Origin of the sequence: Streptomyces sp. TLI_185 (genome assembly GCF_003814765.1) — a bacterium.
GTDB lineage: Bacteria > Actinomycetota > Actinomycetes > Streptomycetales > Streptomycetaceae > Streptomyces.
The window spans coordinates 1570024-1592378 of sequence record NZ_RKRB01000001.1 but is presented as its reverse complement, the minus strand read 5'-3'; the positions used below and the strand labels follow the sequence as shown (position 1 = coordinate 1592378).

Sequence of the window (22355 nt, the reverse complement as noted above, 5' to 3'; positions counted from 1 at the left end):
TGGCTGCCGCCCTTTCCCGTTTGACCCAGGCCCCTCGGCACTCCGCCGTGGGGTCTTCTTCGTATCGGCTTGGTCGTCAACGGAACGCGAGGACTGCCGAACCTCTTGACAGGCCGGAAACGTGGGCTTAATTTCCGGAACAACGTTCATTCATAGTGAACAATCTGCAGCCGGACGCTTAAAGCCGCCCGGCTTCCCTCCCTTCACAGCCCGCTCCCCGCGGAGGAGGTGAGACGCCCTGGCCGCCGCTCGGCGCTGGGCGCCTTTCATGGAAGAAAACACCTACCCACAGAAGCTTCTGGCCGAGGTTCTGGGCACCGCGATGCTGGTGTTCATCGGCGTCGGTTCGGTTCCCGCGACTCTCATCGTCAACGGCAAGGCCCCGTTCACCTTCGCCGACCTGGGCATGATCTCGCTGGCGTTCGCCACGGTCGTCATTGCGATGATCTACGCGATCGGCCACATCTCCGGCTGTCAGATCAACCCGGCCATCACCCTCGCGCTCGCCGCGACGAGGAAGATGCCGTGGCGGGACGTCCCCGGTTACATAGGCGCACAGGTCGCCGGCGCCGTACTGGGAGCCCTCGCGATCATCGGGGTGCTCGGCCGCAAGGCCGTGACCGTCGGTCTGGGCATCGCCTCCTACGGCTCTCAAGTCAGTGCCGGCCAGGCCTTCTTCGCCGAAGCCGTCGGCACGGCCATACTCGCCTTCGTCGTCTTCGGCGCGATCGACCGCCGTTCGGCCGGCGGATTCGCCGGGCTGGCCATCGGCCTGGCCGTGTTCGCCGTCATCATGGTGGTCGGACCCGCCACCAGCTCCGCGATCAACCCCGCCCGTGTCGTCGGGCCCATGCTGGTCGGCCAGTTGTTCAACGGCACGGTCCACTGGAACCAGCTGCCGGTCTACCTGATCGGCGATGTCGTCGGCGCGGTCGCCGCCGGTTTCCTGTACGTCGCCCTGAACGCCCGCCGAGGTATCACCACCATTGCCGAGTCGACGCCCGAGCCCGTCGCGGCCGCTGAAGGAGCCCTGTCATGAAGAAGCTGATCAACGCCCCCGAAGCGGTACTGGCCGACGCGCTGTCAGGGATCGCCGCCGCCCATCCCGGCCTGAAGGTCGACGCGGAGAACAGGGTGATCGCCCGCGCCTCGGGTACCAGGCCGGGCAAGGTCGCCCTTGTCTCCGGTGGCGGTTCGGGACACGAACCCCTGCACGGCGGCTTCGTGGGACGGGGCATGCTGGACGCGGCCTGTGCCGGTGAGGTGTTCACCTCGCCCGTGCCCGGCCAGATGCTCACCGCGGCCCAGACCGTCGACGGCGGCGCGGGCGTGGTGTTCATCGTGAAGAACTACACCGGTGACGTCCTCAACTTCCAGATGGCCGCCGAACTCGCCGTCGAGGAAGGAATCACCGTGGAGACCGTCCTGGTCGACGACGACGTCGCGGTCCAGGACTCCACCTACACGGCCGGTCGCCGGGGCACGGGGGCCACCGTCTTCGTCGAGAAGATCGCCGGGGCCCTCGCCGAGCAGGGCGCCGACCTCGCCGCCGTCGCCGAGATGGCCAAGCGGGTCAACGCCTCCTCCCGGTCCTTCGCCGTGGCACTGACCGCGTGCACCACGCCCGCCTCCGGCAAGCCCGGCTTCGACCTGCCCGAGGACGAGATGGAGGTCGGCGTCGGCATCCACGGTGAACCCGGACGGCGCCGCGAGAAGCTCCGTCCGGCCAGGGAGATCGTGGCCTCCGCCCTGGACGCCGTCCTCGGCGACCAGCCTCTCGACACCGGTGACGAGACCATCGTCTTGGTCAACGGCCTCGGTGGCACCCCGCTCATCGAGTTGTACGTGGTCTTCAACGAGGTTGCCGCCGCACTTGCGGACAAGGGCGTGGTCATCGCCCGCAACCTCGTCGGCAACTACGTGACCAGCCTGGACATGGCGGGTGTTTCCCTCACCGTGTGCAAGGCCGATGCCGACATGCTGTCCCTGTGGGACGCACCCGTGAACACCCCGGCTCTGCGCTGGGGCATCTGAACCGAGCCGGGGGCGGGCCGCGCCGCACGCGAGGGCCGGGCGGGTGCCTTCCCGCTGCCATCCGCCCGGACCGCATCCCGCGCGCCGTCGCCCCCGCCCCCGGCTCACCACAACCGCCGGCCAACCCCGTACCGACCACGAACGGAGACCCCGTGGACACCGACCTCGCCCGCACCTGGGTGCAGGCCATCGCAGCCGCCGTGGACCAGCACAAGGACCACCTCACCCAACTCGACTCGGCCATCGGCGACGCCGACCACGGCACCAACATGCACCGCGGCTTCTCCGCCGCCGTCACGGCCCTGGCCGACTACGAGCCGGACACCGTCGGGGCCGTACTGGTCAAGACGGGCACCACCCTCATCTCCACCGTCGGCGGCGCCTCCGGACCGCTCTACGGCGGCGCCTTCCGCGCCATCGGCAAGGCCCTCGACGCCGCCACCGCCGATCCGCGGCAGTTCGCCGCCGCATTGGCCGCCGGCCTCGCGAGCATCGAGAAACTCGGAGCGGCCGCACCCGGCGACAAGACCATGATCGACGCCTACGCCCCCGCTCTGGCCGCCTTCCGGCAACAGGCCGACGCCGGAGCCGACTTGGGCGCCGCTGCCGCGGCCGCAGCCGACGCCGCCGAAGAGGGCATGCGCGCCACCAGCCCGATGCAGGCCCGCAAGGGCCGCGCCTCCTACCTCGGTGCCCGCAGCATCGGCCACCAGGACCCGGGGGCCACCTCCACCGCCTTGGTCTTCCGCGCCCTCGCCGAGACGCTGGAGGCCCGGTGACCGAGCGCCACACCTTCACCGGACAGGTCGCCGCACCCGGCACAGCCCTCGGCGTCGTCCACCGCACCGACCGGCCCTTCACGAGAACGGCGTTGCCCCAGCGTGCCGGCGGCGATCCCGCGCAACAGATCACGGACGCTTTCGACGCCGTCGCCGCCCGCCTGCTCGACCTGTCCACCTCGCTGCGCGAACAGGGCAAGGACGAACAGGCCGACATCATGGAGGTCAACAGCTACATCGCCCAGGACCAGGATCTGCGCGACCAGGCCGTCAAGGGGGCCAAGGACGGCCGGCCGGTACCCGTCGCCGTCCGGCAGGCCATCGACGCCTACGCCGGAACCATCGCTGCCCTGGACGACCCCACCCTCGCCGAACGCGCCGCAGACGTCCGGCAGGTCGGCCGCCGCGTCCTCGCACACCTCCACGGCGACACAGGCCCCGCCCCGGACCGGCCCCTCGTCCTGGTCGCCCACGAAGTCGGCGCCGCCGATCTGCTGGAACCCGGCCGGACGGTCACCGCCGCCATCTCCGTGACCGGCGGCCCGAACTCCCATGCCGCCATCGTCGCCCGCTCGCTGGGCGTCCCCTTCCTCCTGGCCGTGGACCCGCGGCTGCTCGAACTGCCGGACGGGCAGGAGATCCTGCTCGACGCCGCACAGGCCTGCGCTGTCGCCCACCCCGACGACGAGGAACGCACGAGGGCCCTGCGGGCGATGGACGCCGCCCAGACCCGCAGGCTCGCCCTCGCCGAAGAGCGTGACCTGCCCACCGAGACGATCGACGGTCACCGCATCGTGCTGCGGGCCAACGCGGCCACCCCGGCCGAGTGCCGCGCGGCCCTGACCGCGGGCGCCGAAGGTGTCGGTCTGCTCCGCACCGAGCTCCCCTTCCTCAACCATCCCGCCTGGCCCACCCGCGATCAGCACGCGGCCACCCTCGTGCCCGTCCTTCGCGCTCTCACCGGGCAGGTCGTCACGGCGCGCACGCTCGACTTCGCCGACGACAAGCTGCCGCCGTTCCTCGTCGAAAGCCGCGGGGACGGGCGGCTCGGGCGCGGCCTGCCCCTCATGCTCGCCCAACCGGACGCATTCGCCGACCAGTTCCGCAGCCTGCTCGGCGCCGGAGCCGACACCGACCTGCGCATCATGATCCCCATGGTCGCGAGCGTCGACGAACTACGCGCCTGCCGACGCCTCCTCGAGACCGCGGCGAACGAAGCGGGCGTCCCGATGCCACCCCTGGGCATCATGGTGGAACTGCCCGAAGCGGTCGCCGCCGCCGACGACCTTGCCCGCGAAGCCTCCTTCTTCTCCATCGGCAGCAACGACCTCACCTGCCAGATCCTGGGCCTGGACCGGCGCGACCCCGCCGCCACCCCCGCCATGGCGGCACACCCCGCCGTACTCGACGCCATCGCCCGCGTCGTCACCGCCGCCCAGCACCACGATCGCCAGGTCTCCGTCTGCGGCGACGCCGCCGCACACCCCCTGGTGATCCCCCTCCTCATCGGGCTCGGCTGCGACAGCCTCTCCGTCGGCCCCGCCGCCCTCGACGAGGTCCGGGCCCGCGTCCGCCGCCTGCGCCACGACACGTGCGCCTCCCTGGCCGCCGTCGCCCTCACCCGCGAGACCCCCGAAGAGGTCTGGCGACTCGTCGAGCAGTGCTGCGGGCCGTCGCTGCCCTGGGAAGAAGGCGCCTGAACCGTGAAGGGCCGCAACCCGTTCCTGCCCAGCTTCAACGGAGCCAAGCCCGGCCGCACTGGCCCGCCGGCACTGCGAGGGCCGGGTGTTCGTCCCGGGCAGACGGACGGTGGTGCTCCGCTGAAGGGGGGCGGCCGACACCGCCGGGAGAAGTGTCTTTGTTGTGAGACTGCTGTGGAGCAGTGTGGCGATGTTCTGGTTTGATGCCCCACGTGTCGCTGCACGAACTGCGCATGACGGTGCTCGGCGAGGTCGGCGCCGGATTCCGGGCCCGGCCGCTGGAGCTGGGCGGGCGGCGGCAGCGTGCCGTGCTCGCCGTGCTGATCGTCGCCCGGGGCTCGGTCGTCACCCGTGACCGGCTGGTCGAACGGGTCTGGGGTGGCACGCCGCCGCCCAGTGCCACCGCCTCGCTGCACGCCCACGTCTCCCATCTGAGGCGCTGCCTCGAACCGGAGCGGGAGGCGAGGGCGCGCGCCGGCGTCATCGCCAGCGAGGGGGCGGGTTACGCCTTGCGGCTGCCTGACGACGCGGTGGACGCCTGGCGGTTCGAGGCGGCGGTGCGTTCCGCCGCCGTCCACTCCGATCTGGGGCGGCCCTCGGAGGCGGTGTCCGTCCTGGAGGCGGGGCTGGCGCTGTGGCGGGGCCCCGCCTACGCGGAGTACGCCGCCGAGTCCTGGGCCCGCCCGGAGGCGGTGCGCCTCACCGAACTGCACGAAGTGGCCCGCGAGTGCCTGCTCGCCGCCCGTCTCGCCCGCGGCGAGGACGCCGTTCTCGTCCCCGAACTCGAATCCCTGGTCGCCGAGGACCCACTCCGTGAGGAACGCCGGCGTCTTCTCGCCCTCGCCCTCTACCGCTCCCACCGCCAGGCCGACGCCCTGGAGGCACTCTGCCGCGGGAGGAAGCTGCTGCCGGCAGGATCGTGTGCTCCAGGGACGGCACTGGGCGACCTGGAAGCCAGGATCCTGGCCCAGTCTCCTGAGCTGGATCCCCCTTCCCGGCAGATACCGGACACCGCCCCTGCTTCGGCCGGCACATCCGGTCCCCGTGGGCCGGGGTTCGCCCCTCGCCCCGCCCCGCGCACCGACGTACTCGTGGAGCGCGACCTCCACCTGGCCGAGCTGCGTGGCAGTCTGCGCGCGGCCCTGGACGGCAGACCCGGCGTCGTGCTCATCGAGGGCCCGGCCGGCATCGGCAAGAGCCGTCTGCTCGGCGAGGTCTCCGAACTGGCCACCGCGGAACGGGCCTTGACCCTGACCGCCAGGGGCAGCCAGCGGGAGAAGGACTACGGCTTCGGAGTCGTACGCCAGTTGTTCGAGCGGGTGGTGAGCAGCAGTGAGGAGTCCCTCCTTGCCGGGACAGCTGTCGCAGCGGGCGCGGTCTTCGGAGGGATGCGGGGGCAGCAGCCGCAGAGTTTCGCGGTGCTCAACGGCCTGTGCGAGCTGACGCGGAAGCTGGTGCAGGCCCGTGGGCCGCTCGTGCTGGCCGTGGACGACGTGCAGTGGTGCGACAGCGGTTCGCTGCGGTTCCTGGCGTATCTGGCGGGCCGGCTCGAAGGGCTGCCGGTGCTCATCGCCCTCACCCTGCGGACGGGGGAGCAGCAACAGGGCGAGGAACTGCCCGGGACGTTGACGACGCATCCCTCGGTGGTGCGGATCAGGCCCACACCGTTGACGGCGAGCGGGGTCGCAGGGCTCGTACGCCGGACGCTCGGCGCGGAGCCCCAGGAGGAGTTCACCGCGGCCTGCCATCGCGCCACGGCCGGAAACCCGCTGTTGCTGCGGCAGTTGCTACGGGCGCTGCACGCACGTGGAACACGGCCCGACGCCGCGCACAGCGCGGAGGTCGCCGAGACCGGGGCGCGGGCCGTGTCCGGGCTGGTGCTGGGCCGGATCGCGCGGCTGCCCCAAGGCGCACGGGCCGCCGCGCAGGCTGTCGCCGTTCTGGGAGACGGGGCGGCGACGCTCGCCGAGGTCGCGGCGCTCATGGAGCGGCCGGAGGTGGAGGCGGCACAGGCGATCGTGCCGCTCGTGCACGCGGAGATCCTGCGCGACGGTCAGCCCTACGCCTTTGTGCACCCCCTCGTCGGCGAGGCCGTCTACCGCGAACTGCCTCCCGGGGAGCGGCAGTTGCGCCATGAGCGGGCGGCCCGTGCGCTGTCCGCCGCGGGCGCACCGCCGGAGCGCACGGCGGCCCAGCTGCTGCTCGCCCCGCACCGGGGCGACCCGGGGGTGGTGGAGATCCTCTGCGTGGCGGCCCGTGAGGCCGTCGGCCGGGGCGCCCCCGACGCCGCCGCCACCTACCTCACCCGCGTTCTCGACGAACCGCCCGCCCCCGAACGCCGCCCCGAAGTCCTCCTCGAACTCGGGCGCGCCGAGATGCTCGGCAACGGCCCGGCCGCCGTGGACCATCTGCGTCAGGCCCACGACACCCTCGCCGACCCGGAACGCAGGGCGGTCGCCGCCCTACTGCTCGCCCGGATCCTGGTCTTCGCCGGCGGCCACGGCCAGGCCACCGAGTTCGCCCGCCGGGCGGCGGCGGAACTGCCCGCCGAACTGAGCGACGAACGGCAGGGGCTGCTGGCGCTCGAGCGCATCAGCGGGTTCATGCACGGCCTGGACCAGCGACTGTGGCGCACCGTCGAGGACCCCGTCGTCGAGGGCGAAGGCCCCGGCGCCCGGATGCTCGCCGCCAACCTCGCCCGGGAGGCGGCTTCGTGTGGCAGCAACCGGGCCCGGGCCGTCGAACTGGCCCGCTTCGCCGTCGCCGACGGAGTGCTCCAGGCCGCCGGGGAGGAGATGCTCTGGTACACCGCCGCCATCGTGCTGCACCTCGCCGACGAGGAAGTCGGCGAACTGTGGGACGCGGCCGTGGCCCGCGCCGTCGAGCGCGGCTCGCTGTTCTCCGTGCTCGCCACACACCTCTGGCGCGGCTTCACCCAGTGGCACCACGGGGATCTGGACGCGGCACGGCAGTCACTGGAGACCGCGGTCGGACAGTCGGAGATCTGGGGTCTCGCGCCGGGCGCCCCACAGGGCCGCACCTTCCTCACCGCCGTCCTGCTGGACCTCGGCGACACCGCGGGGGCCCGCGCCTGCCTGGAACGGATGCGCGGCTGGATCCGGGGAACGGAGGGGCAGCGGCTGCTGGGGGAGAGCGAGGCAGGCGTGCTGAACGCGGAGGGACGCCACGAGGAGGCCCTGGCCGCCCTCGACGGTGTGGGGCACCTCCAGCCCGCGCTGGCCAACCCGGCCTGGTGGCCCTGGTCGTTGCTGCGGGTACGCGCGCTCGCAGGCGTCGGCCGCCGGACCGAGGCGCTTGCGCTGGCCGAGGAGCAACTGACGGTCGCCCGCGGGTGGGGAGCCCCCAGCACGCTGGGGCGGGTGCTGCGGATCGTCGGACTGCTGCGCGGGCCCGCGGGCGAGCCCCAACTGCGTGAGGCAGTCGCCCTCCTGGCACAAGGCCCGGCACGCCTGGAGCACGCCCGCGCACTGTATGCACTCGCCGAGCACGCCCCCGAGGACGAGGCCGCCTCCTTGCTGAGCCGGGGGCGGAGCATCGCGCGGGAGTGCGGGGCCGTGGGCCTCGCGGAAGACGGCCTAACAGGCGTAGGCGAAGCTGGTCGAAGCGGTCACCCGGTCCGGCGACAGGACTTCGAGGGTGGCGGTGGCCTTCATGGTGCCGCGGCCGTCGAAGCTCCACCGCAGCACGACCTTTGAGCTTGTGACGTTCCTGCCGACCTCCTGGTGGAGGACGGCCGACTCCGTGCCGTCGCTGCGCTTCCAGCGGTAGTCGACGGTGCCGGAACCGCCGTCCGTCTTGAGGACTCCGGTGACGACGACCGTCTTCGCGCAGTGGCCGACCTCGGGTGCGGTGACCGTGGCGTCCAGCACGTTCAGTGGTGACCCGGCAGCCGTGCAGGAGCGCATGACCAGTACGACGGCCACGACGACGGCGACCACCACCAGCAGGAACCGCAGTTCGCGTCGCCACCACGGCCGGGGACGGCGGACGGTCACGCCGGACGGGACACCCGGTGTGACCGTGCCCCGCCAGATGCCCGTCGCGCGGTTGTCGGCCGTGCCCGGCGCACCGGGCACACCGGGCCCGAAACGGGTCTCTGCCTGGGCCGCTTCCGAGGGCGGAAGGTGAAGAGTGGCGGCGGGATCCGGCGGCGGGGGGGTGGCGGTGAGGTCGGGGTCGCCGGAGCGGGACGCCGGGTCGGTACGGGCGAACCGCAGTCGGGGGTCCTCGGAAGGTGTGCTCATCGGGGCGGGTCGCAATCGACGGGTGCCGCAGTGGACTGGAAGGAACCGTTGCCGGAGTCGGCCGCGGGATCGGTGGTGACCCTGACGCCGAGGTAGTCGTAGCGGGTCGGGACGGGGAAGGCGTGGGTGTAGCGGCCCGAGATCTGCGTCTTCCCCTTGGGTAGCGCGACCGGGTCGGTGGCGACGACGGTCCCCACGGCGCCGGCCGAGTCGCTGACGTACCAGCTGAGGTAGAGCGTGCCGTCGGCGGCACCGTCGGTCGTCACGCTCACCGACGCCACGATCGTGCAGGTGGCCGAGGTCGGCCCCACCGCGTTGATCTGCGCCGAGGTGACGTCGAGGGCGGGTGCGGGGGTGGAGGTGCCACCCCCGCTCGTGGAACCACCGCTCGTCGTCCCGCCGCCACTGGTGGAGGAACCACTCGTGGTCGTCCCGCCGCCGGAGGTGCTGCCGCCGGTGGACCCACCGCCGCCCGTGCTGCTCGTACCGCCGCCCGTCGTGGACGTCGTCCCACCTGTACCGGACGATCCTCCGCCCGTGCCACCGGACGTTCCGTCGGCACTGGGCGAGGCACCGTCCTTCCCGGACGCCGACGCGGAGGGCGAATCGCTCCCCGAGGGCGAAGCAGAGCCGCCCGATGCCGAGGGGCTCCCGTCCGGGGAGCCTGCCGAACCGCTCGGACCGGTCCCGTCGGCGGAGCCGCCCGGTTCCGCATCGGAGCCGGCACCGTGCCTCGTGCGGTGCCCACCGCCCCCACCCGTGGCGACCGCCGTCACCGCGACCCCGCCGACCACCAGTACGACCCCCGCCGCCAGTCCGGCCAGGACCTTCCCCCTCCTGCCGGGCAGCCGACGGGCCCCCGACCCGAGGGTGGTCGTGGCCAGGGCGGTCGTGCCCGAGGCCGTACCGTCCGCCAGCGGGAAGAGCAGGAGGAACAGAGCGGCCAGGGCGGCGAGTTCGCGGCGGCCGTTCTCCTCCCACTCCGCTCCGTACGCGACCGCCGCGACGGCCTCGAGCTCATCGACGAACGCCGCCGCGCTCTCCGGGCGCTCCTCGGGCGTCTTGGCCAGGCCCCTGCGGATCAGCGGGCGCACCGGCTCGGGAGCCAGGTCGTCCGGGATCGGTGCCTCGATGTGCTGGACGGCCAGCTCGGCCAGCGTCTGGCCCGGGTACGGCTTCATTCCGGTCAGGCACTCGAAGAAGGTCGCGGTCGCCGCGTACACGTCGGTTGCGGGCGCGGCCGCACCGCCGGTCCACTGCTCGGGCGCCATATAGGTCGGGGTGCCCGAGGCATTGGCGGCCACCCCGCTCGGCACGGCGATACCGAAGTCCACCAGTTTGGAGGAACCGTCGGCGGCGACCAGGACGTTGTCCGGCTTGTAATCGCGGTGCACGACCCCTTCCGCGTGGGCCGCCGCGAGGCCCAGCAGCGACCCCTTGAGTACGACGAGCGCGGCCTCGGGGGTCGTGGCGCCGTGCTCGCGCAGCAGCTTGCGCAGCGGCACGCCGTCCACGAGCTCCATGACGATGGCGGCACCGCGCGGACTCTCCACGTACTCGTACAGCGCCACGACATGGGGAGAGCGGAGCTCGCCCAGCAGCCGGGCCTCGGCGCGGAAGACCTCACGGAAGGCGGGGTCGTCACAGAGCTGTTCGGCGAGATACTTGATCGCCACGTGGGTGCCGGTGGTGTCGTGCGTGGCCAGGACCACCCGCCCGCTGGCCCCCGAGCCCAGCTCCTTGTTCTGTGTGTAGCCGGGGACCGCCCACGGGCCCCCGCCGCGTATCGCTTCGCTCATGTCCTTTGAATCCGGCCCGTCCCCCGGACCGCCCCCGTTCGTGCTCTGCGGTGCGTCTGCCTCGTGATGCTTCTGCTTCGTGACGCGTCTGCTTCGTCTGGGACATGGAGGATGCACCATCCGTCTTGCGAACCGCTTGCAAGCCGATCGCAAGTCGGGCGTCGGATTCTCCTGCCGACGGACTGTCGTACGCCGGTCAGACAGGGGGGAATCGGCGTACGACGCCGTCATCCGAGGTATCACCGCAGGTCACGGCATGCAGGGACTGCCGGGCTCGCACGTGCTCGAGACGGGCCGGGCCGTCGGTCGCAAGGGCGAGCGCCTCCCGGAGTTCGGCCGCGCCGTCGGGCCCACGCGCCTCACCGAGCAGCCGCAGCCCCCGGGCGACGGCGGCGGGCGCACCCCACCGCCGGGCCATCAACAGCTGCTCCCGTGCCAGCTGTTCGGCCCGGACCCGCTCACCCTGCCCGGTCAGCGCCCGTACCCGCAGCAGTTCCCCGTCCCACCACACCGGGTTCACCACCTCGGGCTGGAGATGCCGTACGCCGTCCAGCACCGCCAGCGCCTGCGCGTACCGGCCCTCCGCGATCAGCACGCGAGCCTCGCTCTCCCCGCGCAACCGCGCCCCCTCGGCACCCGCGCTCCGCTGCCGCATCCGCTCCAGACAGGCGCGGGCTGCGGCGATGTCCCCGAGGTCGAGCAGCACACCCGTCAGGAAGGCCCGGCACTGCGGCGCGCCGGGTGTGACGCCCCACGCGCCGAACTGTTCGAGCGCGGCATCGAGCGACCGGCGCGCCTGGTCCAACTCGCCGTGCCGCCACCGTGTGAACCCCTGCCACAGGTGCGCCGAGAGTGCCGCGATCAGCGACCCCCGCTGCCCGGCGTACGTCAGCGTCTCGTCCCACAGCCGCCGGACGTCCTCGCCGGACAGATGCAGCACAACGCCTGCCGTGCACCAGGAGAGGATCTCGCCGCTGTGCAGCAGTACCCGTTCGGTGAGGGCGAAACGGGCGGAGACGACGGCTGCGGCGCGGTCGAGTCCCCGGACGGTGGCCCCCCTCGCCGTCTCGGCGGCGAGCATACGGGCGCCGGGCCCGTCGCCGCGGGGAGGTGGGGGTTGACCGTCCGTGCCGTCGGCGCCCGCCGTGCAGAGGCCGTGCACGAAGGCGCCGAGCCGGGCCAGGGCCACCAACCCCTGCCACTCGTCGGCCGTATCGTCCGCGGCGTCCTGCCCGGCGGGCGGCAGTTGTGCCGCTGCCCGTGTCGCGAACTCTGCCGCCTCGCCGGGCCTGCCGGTGTAGATCAGCGTCTGCGCGAGCAGGCGCGCGGCGCCCGCGGCCGAAGGGGACGTCTCGTACGCCTCCCGCAGATGCCGGGCCGCCGCCGGTCCGTCGACGAGGGCTTCGGCCCGGCCGAGTTCCAGCAGCACTCCGGGCCGGACCTCCCGCGCGGGCGGTTCGAGCAGCGCCCGCGTGAGCAGGGTGGCGGCGGCGTCGTTGGCGCCGCGGGCACGCGCGCGTGCCGCTGCGGTGCGCAGGACGTCGACCGCCCAGGGGTCGCCCCGGTAGGGGACCAGGAGCAGATGCGCGGCGATCCGCTCCGGAGCCGCCCCGGCACGGTCGAGGAGCCGTGCCGCCCTTTCGTGCAGGCCGGGACGCTCCTGCTGGGACACCGTCCGCAGCACGGCCTCGCCGGTCAGGGGATGGACGAAGTCCAACGGGTACCGGTCACGGACCACTTCTGCCCGGACCAGCGCCGCCGTCGCGGTGGCCACGTCCTGCTCGGACAGTTCCGCGAAGGCGGCGACCGCCGGCAGCGTGGCCCCGCCGCCGAGGACCGCGATCGCCCGTACGACATCCGCGGTGGCGGACGGCAGCCGGGCGAGCAAGAGGTCGGTGACGGCACGGATGCCGGCCTCCTCCACGACGCGCGGGTCTGTCGCCTCTCCCGCCGTCTCCAGCGTCCCGAGTACGTGTGTCAGCAGCAGCGGCAGCCCCGTCGACACCCGGTGGCAGGCCTGGACGACGTCCTTGTGCACCAGGGCGCCCAGCCGTCGCCGTACGAGAAGATCGACACCTGCCGCGCCGAGCGGTTCCGGCCGGATGTGCACCACCGTCGGATCCTGCACGATGTCGGCCAGTACCTGCTCGTTCTCGGCCAGGGCGGAGAGTTCCCCGGTGCGCAGCGCGGTGACGACGAGAATCGGCAGCGTCTGGATGCGCGGCAGCAGATGGGCCAGGAAGCGCAGGGACGCCGTATCGCATGCCTGCAGGTCGTCCACGAGGAGGAGCAGGGGCCGCCGCGACGGGTCGTCGACGGTGACCAGGCGTTCGGTGAGTCGGTACAGCGCGTGCAGAGCATCGAAGCCGTCCGGTCCGTCGGTGGCCTGCCCCTCGGAAACCGGCGTCCCCGCGGCCGGCAGCAGACCGCCCTGCTCGGCGACTTCCGGGCCGAGCAACTGGCGTACGACGTCGTAGGGTTCACGCGGGCGGGTGGGCCAGGAAGCGTGCGCACCGTGTACCCGTACGCCCGACTCCCGGCCCAGACGGGCAGCCTCAGCCAGCAGTGCGGTTCGCCCGATTCCGGCGGGGCCCTGCACACACACCAGTCCGCCGCGGCCGGCGACCGCGTCCGACAAACACTCCTGCAGCTCGGCCAACTCGTGTTCCCGCTCGACGAGTTGCCCGAACGCGGAGGCGGGCGCCGGCACCGGCGGCGGTTCGGGCAAGGCGAGGCGCGGCGCATGGGACAGGACCTCGGCCTCGACGCCACGCAGAGCGGGACCGGGATCAATGCCCAACTGGTCGGCAAGAGTGCGGCGGGCGCGACGCAGTACGGCGAGGGCCTCGGTCCGGCCACGGGTTCGGTAGCAGGCGAGGGCCAGCAGGGACCAGCGCTCCTCGCGCAGGGGCTGTTCGGCGACGAGGTCCTCCGCCGCGTCGAGCAGAACCTTCCCATGCTCCCCGTGCTCCAGGCGGGCCGCCAAGAGCCGCTCCCGTACCACCTCCCGCAGCTCCGCAAGGCGCGCCGCCTCCGACCGTGCCCAGGGCGCGTCCTCGAACCCCGAGAAGGCCGGGCCCCTCCAGAGGGCGAGCGCCTCGGTGAGCAGGCCGACCTTCTCCGTAGCCGACGTCGCGGGCCGGCCGGCCTGTTCGAGCAGCGCTTGGAACCGCCAGGTGTCGACCTCGTCGGGGGCGAGACGGATCGCGTAACCGGCGCCCTCCCGCACGAGGACGCTGCTGCGGGAACCGGTCGTCCGGGCCGGTTCCAGCTCCCGCCGCAGCCGCGAGACGTACGCCTGCAGAGCACCGACCGCACTCGGCGGCGGCTCCTCGCCCCACATGGCGTCGACCAGCCGGTCGCAGGGGACCACAGCGCCCCGTGCCAGCACCAGCAGCACGAACAGCGCACGCGGCCGGGGTCCACCGAGACTCAGGGCCCGTCCGCCGTGCGTCACGGTCAACTCACCGAGAACACCGACCCGCAGCCCGGCTTCCCCACGGGACTCCGGCCCCGGGGCGCCCGGTCTCGGCCCCTCGCCTTCGGCGTGCTCCATACGCCCAATAGTGCCCGGCATGTGCCCGCCTGGAGGCGATGCCAGGACCTGTCCTGCCGCCGTCTCTTCACGAACCATCTGCCCGCTGGGACCACAAGGGCCAGTGCCGCTGCCGCGACCGCCCAATGCTGCCACCGCCAGAGCGGTGCGGGCGTGGCTTCTACCGGGATCGCGGCGCGGTCGTTGCCGGGCTCGGGGTCGTTCGGGCCGTACACGGTGATGGAGCCCTTGGCGCCGGGAATCCGCTTGTCGATGCGGATGTGGAAACCGACGGTGACCGAGGATCCGGCCGATGGGGCGGCCCGCTCCGAGAGGTCGCACAGGAAGTAGTAGTTGTCCTCGTCCTGCGGCGGCCGGCATGAGTATGTCCGATCGTCGTCGTCCCCCTCCCACGGAATGGACGTGATCGTGGTCCCGGGCGGCGGTACCACCGCGAAGGATCCAGGGCCTTGCCCATCGGGCGAACCGGGACCCAGGTTCGCCACACCGAGCCGGACCACGACGGTGTCCCCCACCCTGCCCTTGACCGCTGCGGTGACAGGGGCGTAGTCGGCCGACGGGGACGACTGGGGCTGCGCCCACACCTGTCCCGCGGTGGTCCCGAGCGCGGCCAGCGACATGAAGGCGACGCCGATCCGGCGTACGACAGCAAGCTCAGCCATGGGACCCGGGCCTTTCCAGTACTCAACATCGCGCTGCGGTGCCCTCGGTGTTCGACCGTCATTCCGACCTGCAGAGACGGGGTGCGGCGAGGAGAGTACATCCGCCCAGGACGAGGGCAAACCGGTGGCGTCCGGAGAGGAGATCGGGAAGGCTCGCGCCCATGGTCTCGGTGGTGCAGAACGTGGCGATCGACTGTGCGGATGCCTATGAGCTGGCCCGGTTCTGGAGCAGGGTGACCGGCCGTCCGTTGCATCCGGAGGACAAACCGGGTGATCCGGAGGTGCAGGTGTTGCTGGCGGAAGGCCCGGTGCTGCACTTCAACCAGGTGCCCGAGGCCAAGACGATCAAGAACCGGCTCCATCTGTGTCTGCGCCCGGAGACCTCGCGTGAGCAGGAGGTGGCACGGCTGCTGGCCCTCGGTGCCACCTTCGTCACCGATCACCGGAATCCTGATGGCTCCGGCTGGGCGGTCCTCGCTGATCCCGAAGGAAACGAATTCTGCGTTCTGCGCAGCGAGTCCGACCGGGCCGCCATGACTTCCTGACTCCCCTGAGGGGGATGGGCCCCGCACGAGCGGCGGGGCCCACATGGTCAGCAGGTCGAATTGGTCTGGGTGAGCAGGCCCAGCCGCCACGGCAGGCTGTTGTAGTCACCGCCGGCGTTGGGGTCCTTGCCCTGGTACAGGTACTGCAGCTTGCAGGACGGGATCGTGAGCGTCTGGTCGTAGCCCGCGCGGATCATCTCGCCGTGACTGATGTCCCGGGTCCAGGTGCCGGCGGGGAACGTCACGTTGCTCGCCCTGGCGAACGGGTTGCTCTCGGACGCGGCCAGGGGCGACCACGAGCCGGCGAGGCTGCTCGCGGTCCAGGAGCGGAAGTAGCGCCTCCCGTCCGAGCCGATGGCCTCGACGAGGAGGAGGTACTGGTTGCTGCCCTGCACCTTGTACACGTTGCTCGCTTCGAACAGGGCGTACTTGTTGGAGTCCCGGGCCGCGATGACGGTGTTGGTGAAGCCGTTCGGGAACTGGCCGACGGTCGTCTGCGAGCGGTAGAGGTGCCCGTTGTCGTCGGAGGAGAACAGGTAGCAGTTGGCGCTGTCGCAGATCACCCACATGTCGACCCAGTAGCCGCCTCCGATGTTCTGCCGGATGATGTCCGGCATCGACGAGTAGAAGTTGCGCGGGGCGCTCCACCCGTTGGGATTGCTGATGTCGGAGTTGGTGGAGTACGAGGCGTTGCCGGTCTGGTAGACGAGGTACCACAGGCGCTGCGGCGCGTAGTAGAAGACCTGGGGTGCGGCCCGGTATCCGGTGCCGATGGCGGTGCGGTCCAGATAGTGGTGCGTGGCCGAGCCTGCCTGGGACCAGTCACTGAAGTTCAGGTACACCAGGCTGTATCCGGAGGATCTGGCGACGCTGGCGAACACGTGGTACTTGCCGTTGTAGTGGACGACCGTCGGATCCTTGATCCCGGCGATGTTGTGGGTGGCGTCCGGTTTGGGTGCGATCAGCGGGCCGCCGGAGCTCCATGAGAAGCGGGAGGGCAGCGCGGCGGCGGACCGGGTCGACGGGGCGGTGGCCTTCTGCGCCGCGGGCGTGCCGCCCAGCGCCGACAGCGTCGCCTGGTAGGCCGATTTCTTGTTCCCGTTGCGGTCGAACAGCAGGGGGTTCTCCCCGCTGCGCCAGGAGTCGCTGTCGCGGATGCCCCAGACGGTGATGCCGTTGCACCGCGGCACGTTCATGCAGGCCCGCACCGTGTTCGCGTACGCCGTCGGCGAGGCCTGCGCGATGTCCAGCTCGGTGATCTGTACGTCCACGCCGAGCGCGGCGAAGTTCGACAGCGTCGTCTGGAAGCTGGCCGGTGGGCCGCCGGTGCCGAAGTGTGACTGGAAGCCGACGCAGTCGATGGGCACGCCCCGCGCCTTGAAGTCGCGCACCATGCGGTAGACGCCTTGGGTCTTGGCGTCGCTCCAGTTCTCGATGCTGTAGTCGTTGTAGCAGAGCTTGGCCGCCGGGTCGGCCGACCGTGCGGTGCGGAAGGCCTGCTCGATGAAGCCGTCGCCCAGCAGGTTCTGGAACACCGAGGAGCGGTGCTGGCCGCTGCCGCCGTCGGCGAAGGCCTCGTTGACGACGTCCCAGGCGTAGATCCTGCCCTTGTAGTGGTTCATGACGGAGGTGATGTGGTTGTTCATGGCGCTGCGCAGCGTGTTCGCGTCCCTGATGGAGCTGACCCAGCCGGGCAGTTGGGAGTGCCAGACCAGGGTGTGGCCGCGCATCCGCTGACCGTGCGCCGCGGCATGGCTGACGATCTGGTCGGCGGGGCCGAAGTTGAAGTTGCCGCGGGACGGCTCGGTCGTGTCCCACTTCATCTCGTTCTCGGGCGTGACCGCGTTGAACTCGCGGTCCAGGATCCGGCTGTACGTGCCGTCGCCGAGCCGTCCGGCGGCCACGGCGGTCCCGAAGTACCGTCCGGACTGTGCGGCTTGGGCACCCAGCGTGGATGCCTGGATCGTGGGGCCGGGCGCACCGGCGGCGGTCCCGGGTGTCACCAGGGCGGCCACGGCGAGCAGACCTAAGACCGAGGCTCGGCGACGGCCGAGCCGCTTCAGCGGGTTCATTCTTCTCCTCGTACGGTCGGGTGCGGGTGATCGTTGACGCGTGCATGACATTCGGAGGTGCGAGTTCTCGTGCGGGATGTCGAACATTAGTCGACTTGTCGAGCACCTCGGATGATAGGGACGCGGTAAAGCTCGTCAATACCTCTCGCATGATTCGTCAGTTGCTTCGAAACATTCGAAGGCCTCTGATCTCGGAACGATGCAGGCCAGTCGCCGGATGCTGCGGTTGGGCCGCTTCGGGTCGGCTTCGGTGGTTGCGACGCGAAGCTGCTCCGGTGGTGAGGTTTGAGATGTTCGTCCGCCTGTCTAATATCCGTGACGCTTGAGTTTCGGAACGACCAGCGAAAGTTCGGACCTCAAGACGGCTGGGCCGATACCGGCGGCGAAGGCACGGCACACCCGGTCGTCCGGGCGGCAGGGACGCACGTCATGATCGATCCCAGCGACCTGACAAGGAGAAGACGATGAGCGTTCTTGATGGGATTCTCGCGGGAGTTCGCGAAGATCTGGAGGAGCGTCAGCGCGCGACGCCGCTGGCGGAGCTGCGCTCCCGGGCTGCGGACGCGGCGCCCGCGCTCGACCCGCTGCCCGCCTTCCGGGCTCCGGGGGTGTCCATCATCGCCGAGGTGAAGCGAAAGAGCCCCAGCAAGGGGGCACTGGCAGACATCCCCGACCCTGCGTCCCTCGCGGCCCAGTACGCGGCCGGCGGTGCCGCAGCGATCAGCGTGCTGACCGAGCGCAGGCGTTTCGGCGGCTCCCTCGCCGATCTCGACGCCGTACGCGCCCGGGTCGATGTGCCCGTCCTGCGCAAGGACTTCATCGTCGACCCCTACCAGCTGTGGGAAGCCCGCGCACACGGCGCCGACCTTGCCCTCCTCATGGTCGTGTCGCTGGACGACGGCCAACTCGCCGATCTGATGGGTCTGTGCAAGGAGTTGGGTCTCACTCCGCTCGTGGAGGCGCACACGGCCGAGGAAGTGCGGCGTGCCGCGGCCGCAGGAGCCGAGCTCCTCGGCATCAACGCGCGGGACCTGACGACGCTGGACGTGGATCGCAAAGTGTTCGCCGACCTCGTGACGGCCATTCCGGAAGGCACGGTCAGGGTCGCGGAATCGGGAGTGACGGGCCCGGAGGACGTCGCGGAGTACCGCGGTTGGGGAGCCGACGTGGTCCTGGTCGGCGAGGCACTGGTCCGCTCGGGGAACCCGCGCACCGCCGTGCGCGAGTTCATCGAGGCGGCCGGGGCGTAACGGCGGCCGGCTCGGCCGCGGACGTGCCTGGAAAAGCCGAGCCGAGCCATCGACCGTGTGGCCGGGGCGATCAGTGCCGGGCGAACTGGACCTGGGTCGGTTGCACGACGTTCGGCCGCAGTGCGATCCCGCTGACGGTCAGCCGTTCCCCGTAGATGTCCGTGACTCTGATCGAGCCGCCGCACCCGCTGCCGTCGGCGGAAATGAAGTAGTTGTAGTCGGTGCGCGGCAACGGTCGCCAGCCGCCCGGGGTGCGGACCTCCAGCCGCGCCACCGGATTCCGGTGACCGATCACCTGGATGCCGCACCAGTAGGGGCTGGACCCGGTCTTGTACCTGATGGACATCGGGCCGGATGTGCTGGGGCTCAGCAGCTTCCAGGTGATCGGTATCCGTCCGACCTTGAGGTCGGCCAGTTTGGCGAAGGCCTGTTGGCTGAGGTCGAGTTGCCCGGGTGCGCAGGGCAGCGGACATTCGTTGGTGATCCGCACGGTGACGGATGCGCCGTTGGCCGCGCGCACGAGCACGTACGCGCCACACGCCCTGGACGTCTCGTAGTCGGTGGTGTTCATCGCCGCGATCATGAGGTTGTCGCTGGGGCCGAACAGGCAGGCCCCGTCTCCGTCGGCCGCCTCATAGGCGGTGGCGACGCCCGTGTAGGTGGTCCTGGGCCGAATCCGCCCTGACAGTGATGTCGTGGTGGACGCCGTTCCGGGGGAGCGCGGGCTGGCTTTGGCCGACGGACGAGCTGCAGGGGTGGTCGCAGCGGCCGTCGGCGTCGGCTTGCCGGTCGTGGCCGGGGACGCCGACGTGGTCGCGGCGCGCGACTCGGTCGAGGCGGCGGCCGTCACCTGGGTGGTGGTGGCGGGTGTGGCCGCGGCAGGCCCTGCATTCACCCCGCGGCCCGGGAACGCGCCCATGACCAGGTAGGCGAGAACGCCCGCGGCGGTCAGCGCCAACGTGGTGCCCAGCACGAGTCGCCGTCTCTGCCTGCGCTGCCGCGCGGCCTGTCTCGCTGTCTTCATACCCGTCCGTTCGGAAGATGGAGCCGATGGTGCACTGCTCAGTGGCCGCGGGCAGCGAAAAGGTTGCCGACGTTTTTCTCGGCGTGTCGGTCGCGCGGGTCTCCCCGGCTGAACGCGGCTGCGGCAGCGCACCAGAAGTACGCCGCCGCAGCCGCTCACACGTCCCGAGGATCAGAGCGCGGTGAAGGTCCACAGCAGGTTGGTGCTGCTTCCGTAGGTCCACTGCTTGGTGACGGAGCCCGAGGCGACGTTGCCGCCGCCGTCGAGAACCAGGCCGGTGGTGCGGTTGGCGATCGAGTAGCTGTTGCCGCCCCGGGGCGTGATCGTCCACTGCTGGTTGGGGCCGCCGTTCCACGCCGCCTGCCGGGCGGCGGAGCCGTCGGCGGTGGCGCCCCAGCCGTCGGCGACCATGCCGTTGGTGCGGTTGACCAGCTTGTAGTAGCCGCCGCCCACATCGACCGCCTGCCACTGGAGGTTGGGGCTGCCGTCCCAGGACCACTGCTTGAGGTTCGATCCGGAGGCGACGTTGCCGCCGCTGTCCAGGGCGAGACCGTCGGTGACGTTGGTCAGCCGGAAGTAGGTCGACGGGTTGAACTGGACCCTCAGCGAGGCGATCTGGTCGTTGTTGCCGGTGACCCTGAGGTCGGAGTTGTCGGCGGTGAACGTCCAGGCGGTGCCGGTGAAGTTGTCTGCTGAGTAGCCGATCACCTGGTAGCCGGGGGCCGGACGGAGGGAGGAGATGTTGCGCGGGCCCACTCCCGCCGCGGTCAGGTCGGCCGCGGTGTGGTCGCCGAGGGCGAACGTGGCGGAGCTGCCGGTGTAGTTGACGTCCGCGAAGGCGGCGGCTCCGGCGAGCGGCACCATGGCCGGGATGGTGCCGGAGAAAGAGAGCTTCAGGACGTAGGCGCCCGCACTGTACGGCGCGGAGGAGGGCAGGGTGACCGTGAGGCCGGAGGAGTTCTGGGCCGGCGTGGGCAGGTCGATGTAGGTGCCGGCGGTGGAGCCGAGGAGCTTCACCGAGGTCAGCGACGACAGGTTGATGCGGCCCGAGTCGAGGGTCTTGATCGTCAGCGAGCTGCCCGGCCAGCCCAGGACGGTGGCGTACAGGACGTTGTTGTCCTTGTTGCGGGTGAAGCGGATGTCCTGCGCCGTGCCGGCCGTCGGATTGGTGAAGGCGCCGCCGCCCATCTTCGTCGGGCCCTCTCCGTACACGCTCCAGGCGCGGGTCGAGTAGATCGACTCGCCGAAGCGCTTCAGATGGTCGCCGATGCCGAGCAGGACGTCCTTCTGTGCCTGGGGGATGGTGCCGTCGGCCATCGGCGCTATGTTCAGCAGCATGTTGCCGTTCTTGCTGACCCGGTCGATGAACGAGTGCAGCATCTGCTGGATGCTGTAGTAACCGATGCCCTGGGTGTAGCACCAGCTGCTGCTGGAGATGCTGTCGTCGGTCAGCCAGTACGGCGTGGTGATGTCGGCCGGGCCGCCGCGCTCGTAGTCGAAGACCTCGCCCTTGTCGTCGAACCCGTCCTTGTAGGTGGCGACGACCTCACGGCCCCAGCTGTTGGCCTGGTTGTAGTAGTACGACAGGAAGTTCAGGCGCTGCGTCTCGTCGACGGCGTCCAGCTTGAAGTCCTGCCACAGGATGTCGGGCTGGGCACGGTCGACGACCTCCTTGAGCTTGTCGTACCAGAGCTGGTTCTCCGCGGCCGAGCCCAGCTGCCCGTAAAGCTTCTTGAGGCTCGGGTCCGTCTGGGCCGGGGCGTACTCGTAGAAGCCGTTGAAGTGGTACGCGTGGTGCATGGCCACCAGCAGCTTGAGGCCCTTGGCACGGATGGCCGTGGAGAAGAGCTGCAGCAGGTTCAGTCCCGGGCCCTTGTTCACCGAGTTCCACTCGTTGACCTGGCTGTCCCACATCGAGAAGCCGTCGTGGTGCTCGGCGACCGGGCCGGCGAACCTGGCGCCCGCGTCGACGAACAGCTGCGCCCACTCGTTGGGATCGAAGTTCCCGCCTGCCGACTTCAGCTTCGGCGCGAACTTCACGAAGTTGCCCGCCAGGTCCCGCGCTCCGTCGATGAAGTTGTGGTACGGCCATGCCGAGGGCTGACCGTAGGTCGCGACGTGGTGCTGGTTGGCGTTGCTGCCCGCCTGGTACATGTTGCGCGGGTACCACTCGCTGTCGTACGCGGGGACGCTGAAGACGCCCCAGTGGAAGTAGATCCCGAACTTCGCGTCCTGGAACCACTCCGGGGCCGGCGGGTGCTGGTCGACCGAGTTCCAGTCCGGTGTGTACGTGCTGGGCGCCGCCTGGGCTGTGCCGGCACCGAACACACCTCCGGCGACAGCGGCAGCGGCCACGCAGGTGGCGCCGGCCAGGAAGTGGCGTCTGCTGAGCGAACTTGACATGGAACATCCCTGGTGCAGAAGGGGACAGGGGAATGTGGAGCGGCGCTTGTTACGCATGAAGGTCGGCCATGTCTCCTTGGGATGTCAACATGCGTGCAGGGATGAAAGACGCTGTTCTGCAGGGCAGTTCGTCACACTTGTGTGTCTTGTGAGGCGATTTGGGGCCGCCCAAACATGGCATGTCTGTCAGAGCCTTCGTGGTTGACCCAAGCATTCAACCGGAACGATTGATGGGATGGATCTCGTCTCCGGGTCATAGCTCGTGT

The 22355-nt window shown here is 70.9% G+C and carries 14 protein-coding genes; 7 read left to right on the top strand and 7 right to left on the bottom strand.

The genetic code is table 11. The annotated features are described in order from the left end of the window. Nucleotides 1-268: 268 nt before the first annotated feature. The 5 genes from EDD92_RS07115 to EDD92_RS07095 all read left to right on the top strand — a co-directional run bounded on the left by EDD92_RS07115 (nt 269) and on the right by EDD92_RS07095 (nt 8229). Nucleotides 269-1039, top strand: a complete 771-nt coding sequence (locus EDD92_RS07115; RefSeq protein ID WP_123963518.1) for an MIP/aquaporin family protein — start codon at nt 269-271, stop codon at nt 1037-1039. Beyond that, on the top strand, nt 1036-2034 hold the full coding sequence (dhaK, locus tag EDD92_RS07110; RefSeq protein WP_123963517.1) for a dihydroxyacetone kinase subunit DhaK: 999 nt from the start codon (nt 1036-1038) through the stop codon (nt 2032-2034). Before EDD92_RS07115 ends, dhaK begins: the two co-directional genes overlap by 4 nt. A gap of 152 nt (nt 2035-2186) precedes the next feature. Then, the gene (gene dhaL / locus EDD92_RS07105; RefSeq protein WP_123963516.1) at nt 2187-2813 is read left to right on the top strand and encodes a dihydroxyacetone kinase subunit DhaL; all 627 of its coding nucleotides are present in this window, start codon (nt 2187-2189) and stop codon (nt 2811-2813) included. Beyond that, nucleotides 2810-4513 carry a phosphoenolpyruvate--protein phosphotransferase gene (locus EDD92_RS07100; protein ID WP_123963515.1) on the top strand — a complete coding sequence of 568 codons (1704 nt, stop codon included), beginning with the start codon at nt 2810-2812 and terminating at the stop codon, nt 4511-4513. The genes dhaL and EDD92_RS07100 overlap by 4 nt, the downstream gene beginning before the upstream one ends. A 203-nt stretch (nt 4514-4716) precedes the next feature. Then, nucleotides 4717-8229 carry a BTAD domain-containing putative transcriptional regulator gene (locus EDD92_RS07095; RefSeq protein ID WP_221268096.1) on the top strand — a complete coding sequence of 1171 codons (3513 nt, stop codon included), beginning with the start codon at nt 4717-4719 and terminating at the stop codon, nt 8227-8229. Here the strand turns inward: EDD92_RS07095 and EDD92_RS07090 are convergent. The 4 genes from EDD92_RS07090 to EDD92_RS49790 all read right to left on the bottom strand — a co-directional run bounded on the left by EDD92_RS07090 (nt 8110) and on the right by EDD92_RS49790 (nt 14795). Further along, nucleotides 8110-8778 carry a hypothetical protein gene (locus EDD92_RS07090; protein WP_123963514.1) on the bottom strand — a complete coding sequence of 223 codons (669 nt, stop codon included), beginning with the start codon at nt 8776-8778 and terminating at the stop codon, nt 8110-8112. The two genes, EDD92_RS07095 and EDD92_RS07090, sit on opposite strands and share 120 nt — an antisense overlap. Beyond that, complete coding sequence (locus EDD92_RS07085; RefSeq protein WP_123963513.1) at nt 8775-10577, bottom strand: serine/threonine-protein kinase; 1803 nt, start codon at nt 10575-10577, stop codon at nt 8775-8777. Before EDD92_RS07085 ends, EDD92_RS07090 begins: the two co-directional genes overlap by 4 nt. Before the next feature lie 196 nt (nt 10578-10773). Further along, complete coding sequence (locus tag EDD92_RS07080; RefSeq protein ID WP_185123954.1) at nt 10774-14133, bottom strand: BTAD domain-containing putative transcriptional regulator; 3360 nt, start codon at nt 14131-14133, stop codon at nt 10774-10776. After that, nucleotides 14037-14795 carry a hypothetical protein gene (locus EDD92_RS49790; RefSeq protein ID WP_185123953.1) on the bottom strand — a complete coding sequence of 253 codons (759 nt, stop codon included), beginning with the start codon at nt 14793-14795 and terminating at the stop codon, nt 14037-14039. The genes EDD92_RS07080 and EDD92_RS49790 overlap by 97 nt, the downstream gene beginning before the upstream one ends. A gap of 161 nt (nt 14796-14956) precedes the next feature. Between EDD92_RS49790 and EDD92_RS07075 the strand changes: the two genes are divergently transcribed. After that, on the top strand, nt 14957-15340 hold the full coding sequence (locus EDD92_RS07075) for a VOC family protein (RefSeq protein WP_123963511.1): 384 nt from the start codon (nt 14957-14959) through the stop codon (nt 15338-15340). A gap of 47 nt (nt 15341-15387) precedes the next feature. Here EDD92_RS07075 and EDD92_RS07070 read toward each other — a convergent pair whose 3' ends face one another. Beyond that, nucleotides 15388-17412, bottom strand: coding sequence for a non-reducing end alpha-L-arabinofuranosidase family hydrolase (locus EDD92_RS07070; protein ID WP_123963510.1), 2025 nt, complete (start codon nt 17410-17412; stop codon nt 15388-15390). Nucleotides 17413-17876: 464 nt separating this feature from the next. Between EDD92_RS07070 and trpC the strand changes: the two genes are divergently transcribed. Continuing rightward, nucleotides 17877-18662: an indole-3-glycerol phosphate synthase TrpC gene (trpC, locus tag EDD92_RS07065; RefSeq protein ID WP_123963509.1), complete on the top strand. Its 786-nt coding sequence runs from the start codon at nt 17877-17879 to the stop codon at nt 18660-18662. A 70-nt stretch (nt 18663-18732) separates the two neighbouring features. On the opposite strand, the gene EDD92_RS07060 is transcribed toward trpC, so the two are convergent. Both EDD92_RS07060 and EDD92_RS07055 read right to left on the bottom strand, forming a co-directional pair. Beyond that, nucleotides 18733-19686 (bottom strand): expansin EXLX1 family cellulose-binding protein, encoded by a 954-nt coding sequence (locus EDD92_RS07060; protein ID WP_123963508.1) that lies wholly within the window; start codon nt 19684-19686, stop codon nt 18733-18735. Nucleotides 19687-19857: 171 nt separating this feature from the next. Continuing rightward, nucleotides 19858-22089 (bottom strand): alpha-L-fucosidase, encoded by a 2232-nt coding sequence (locus EDD92_RS07055; RefSeq protein WP_123963507.1) that lies wholly within the window; start codon nt 22087-22089, stop codon nt 19858-19860. Between the last annotated feature and the right edge of the window lie 266 nt (nt 22090-22355).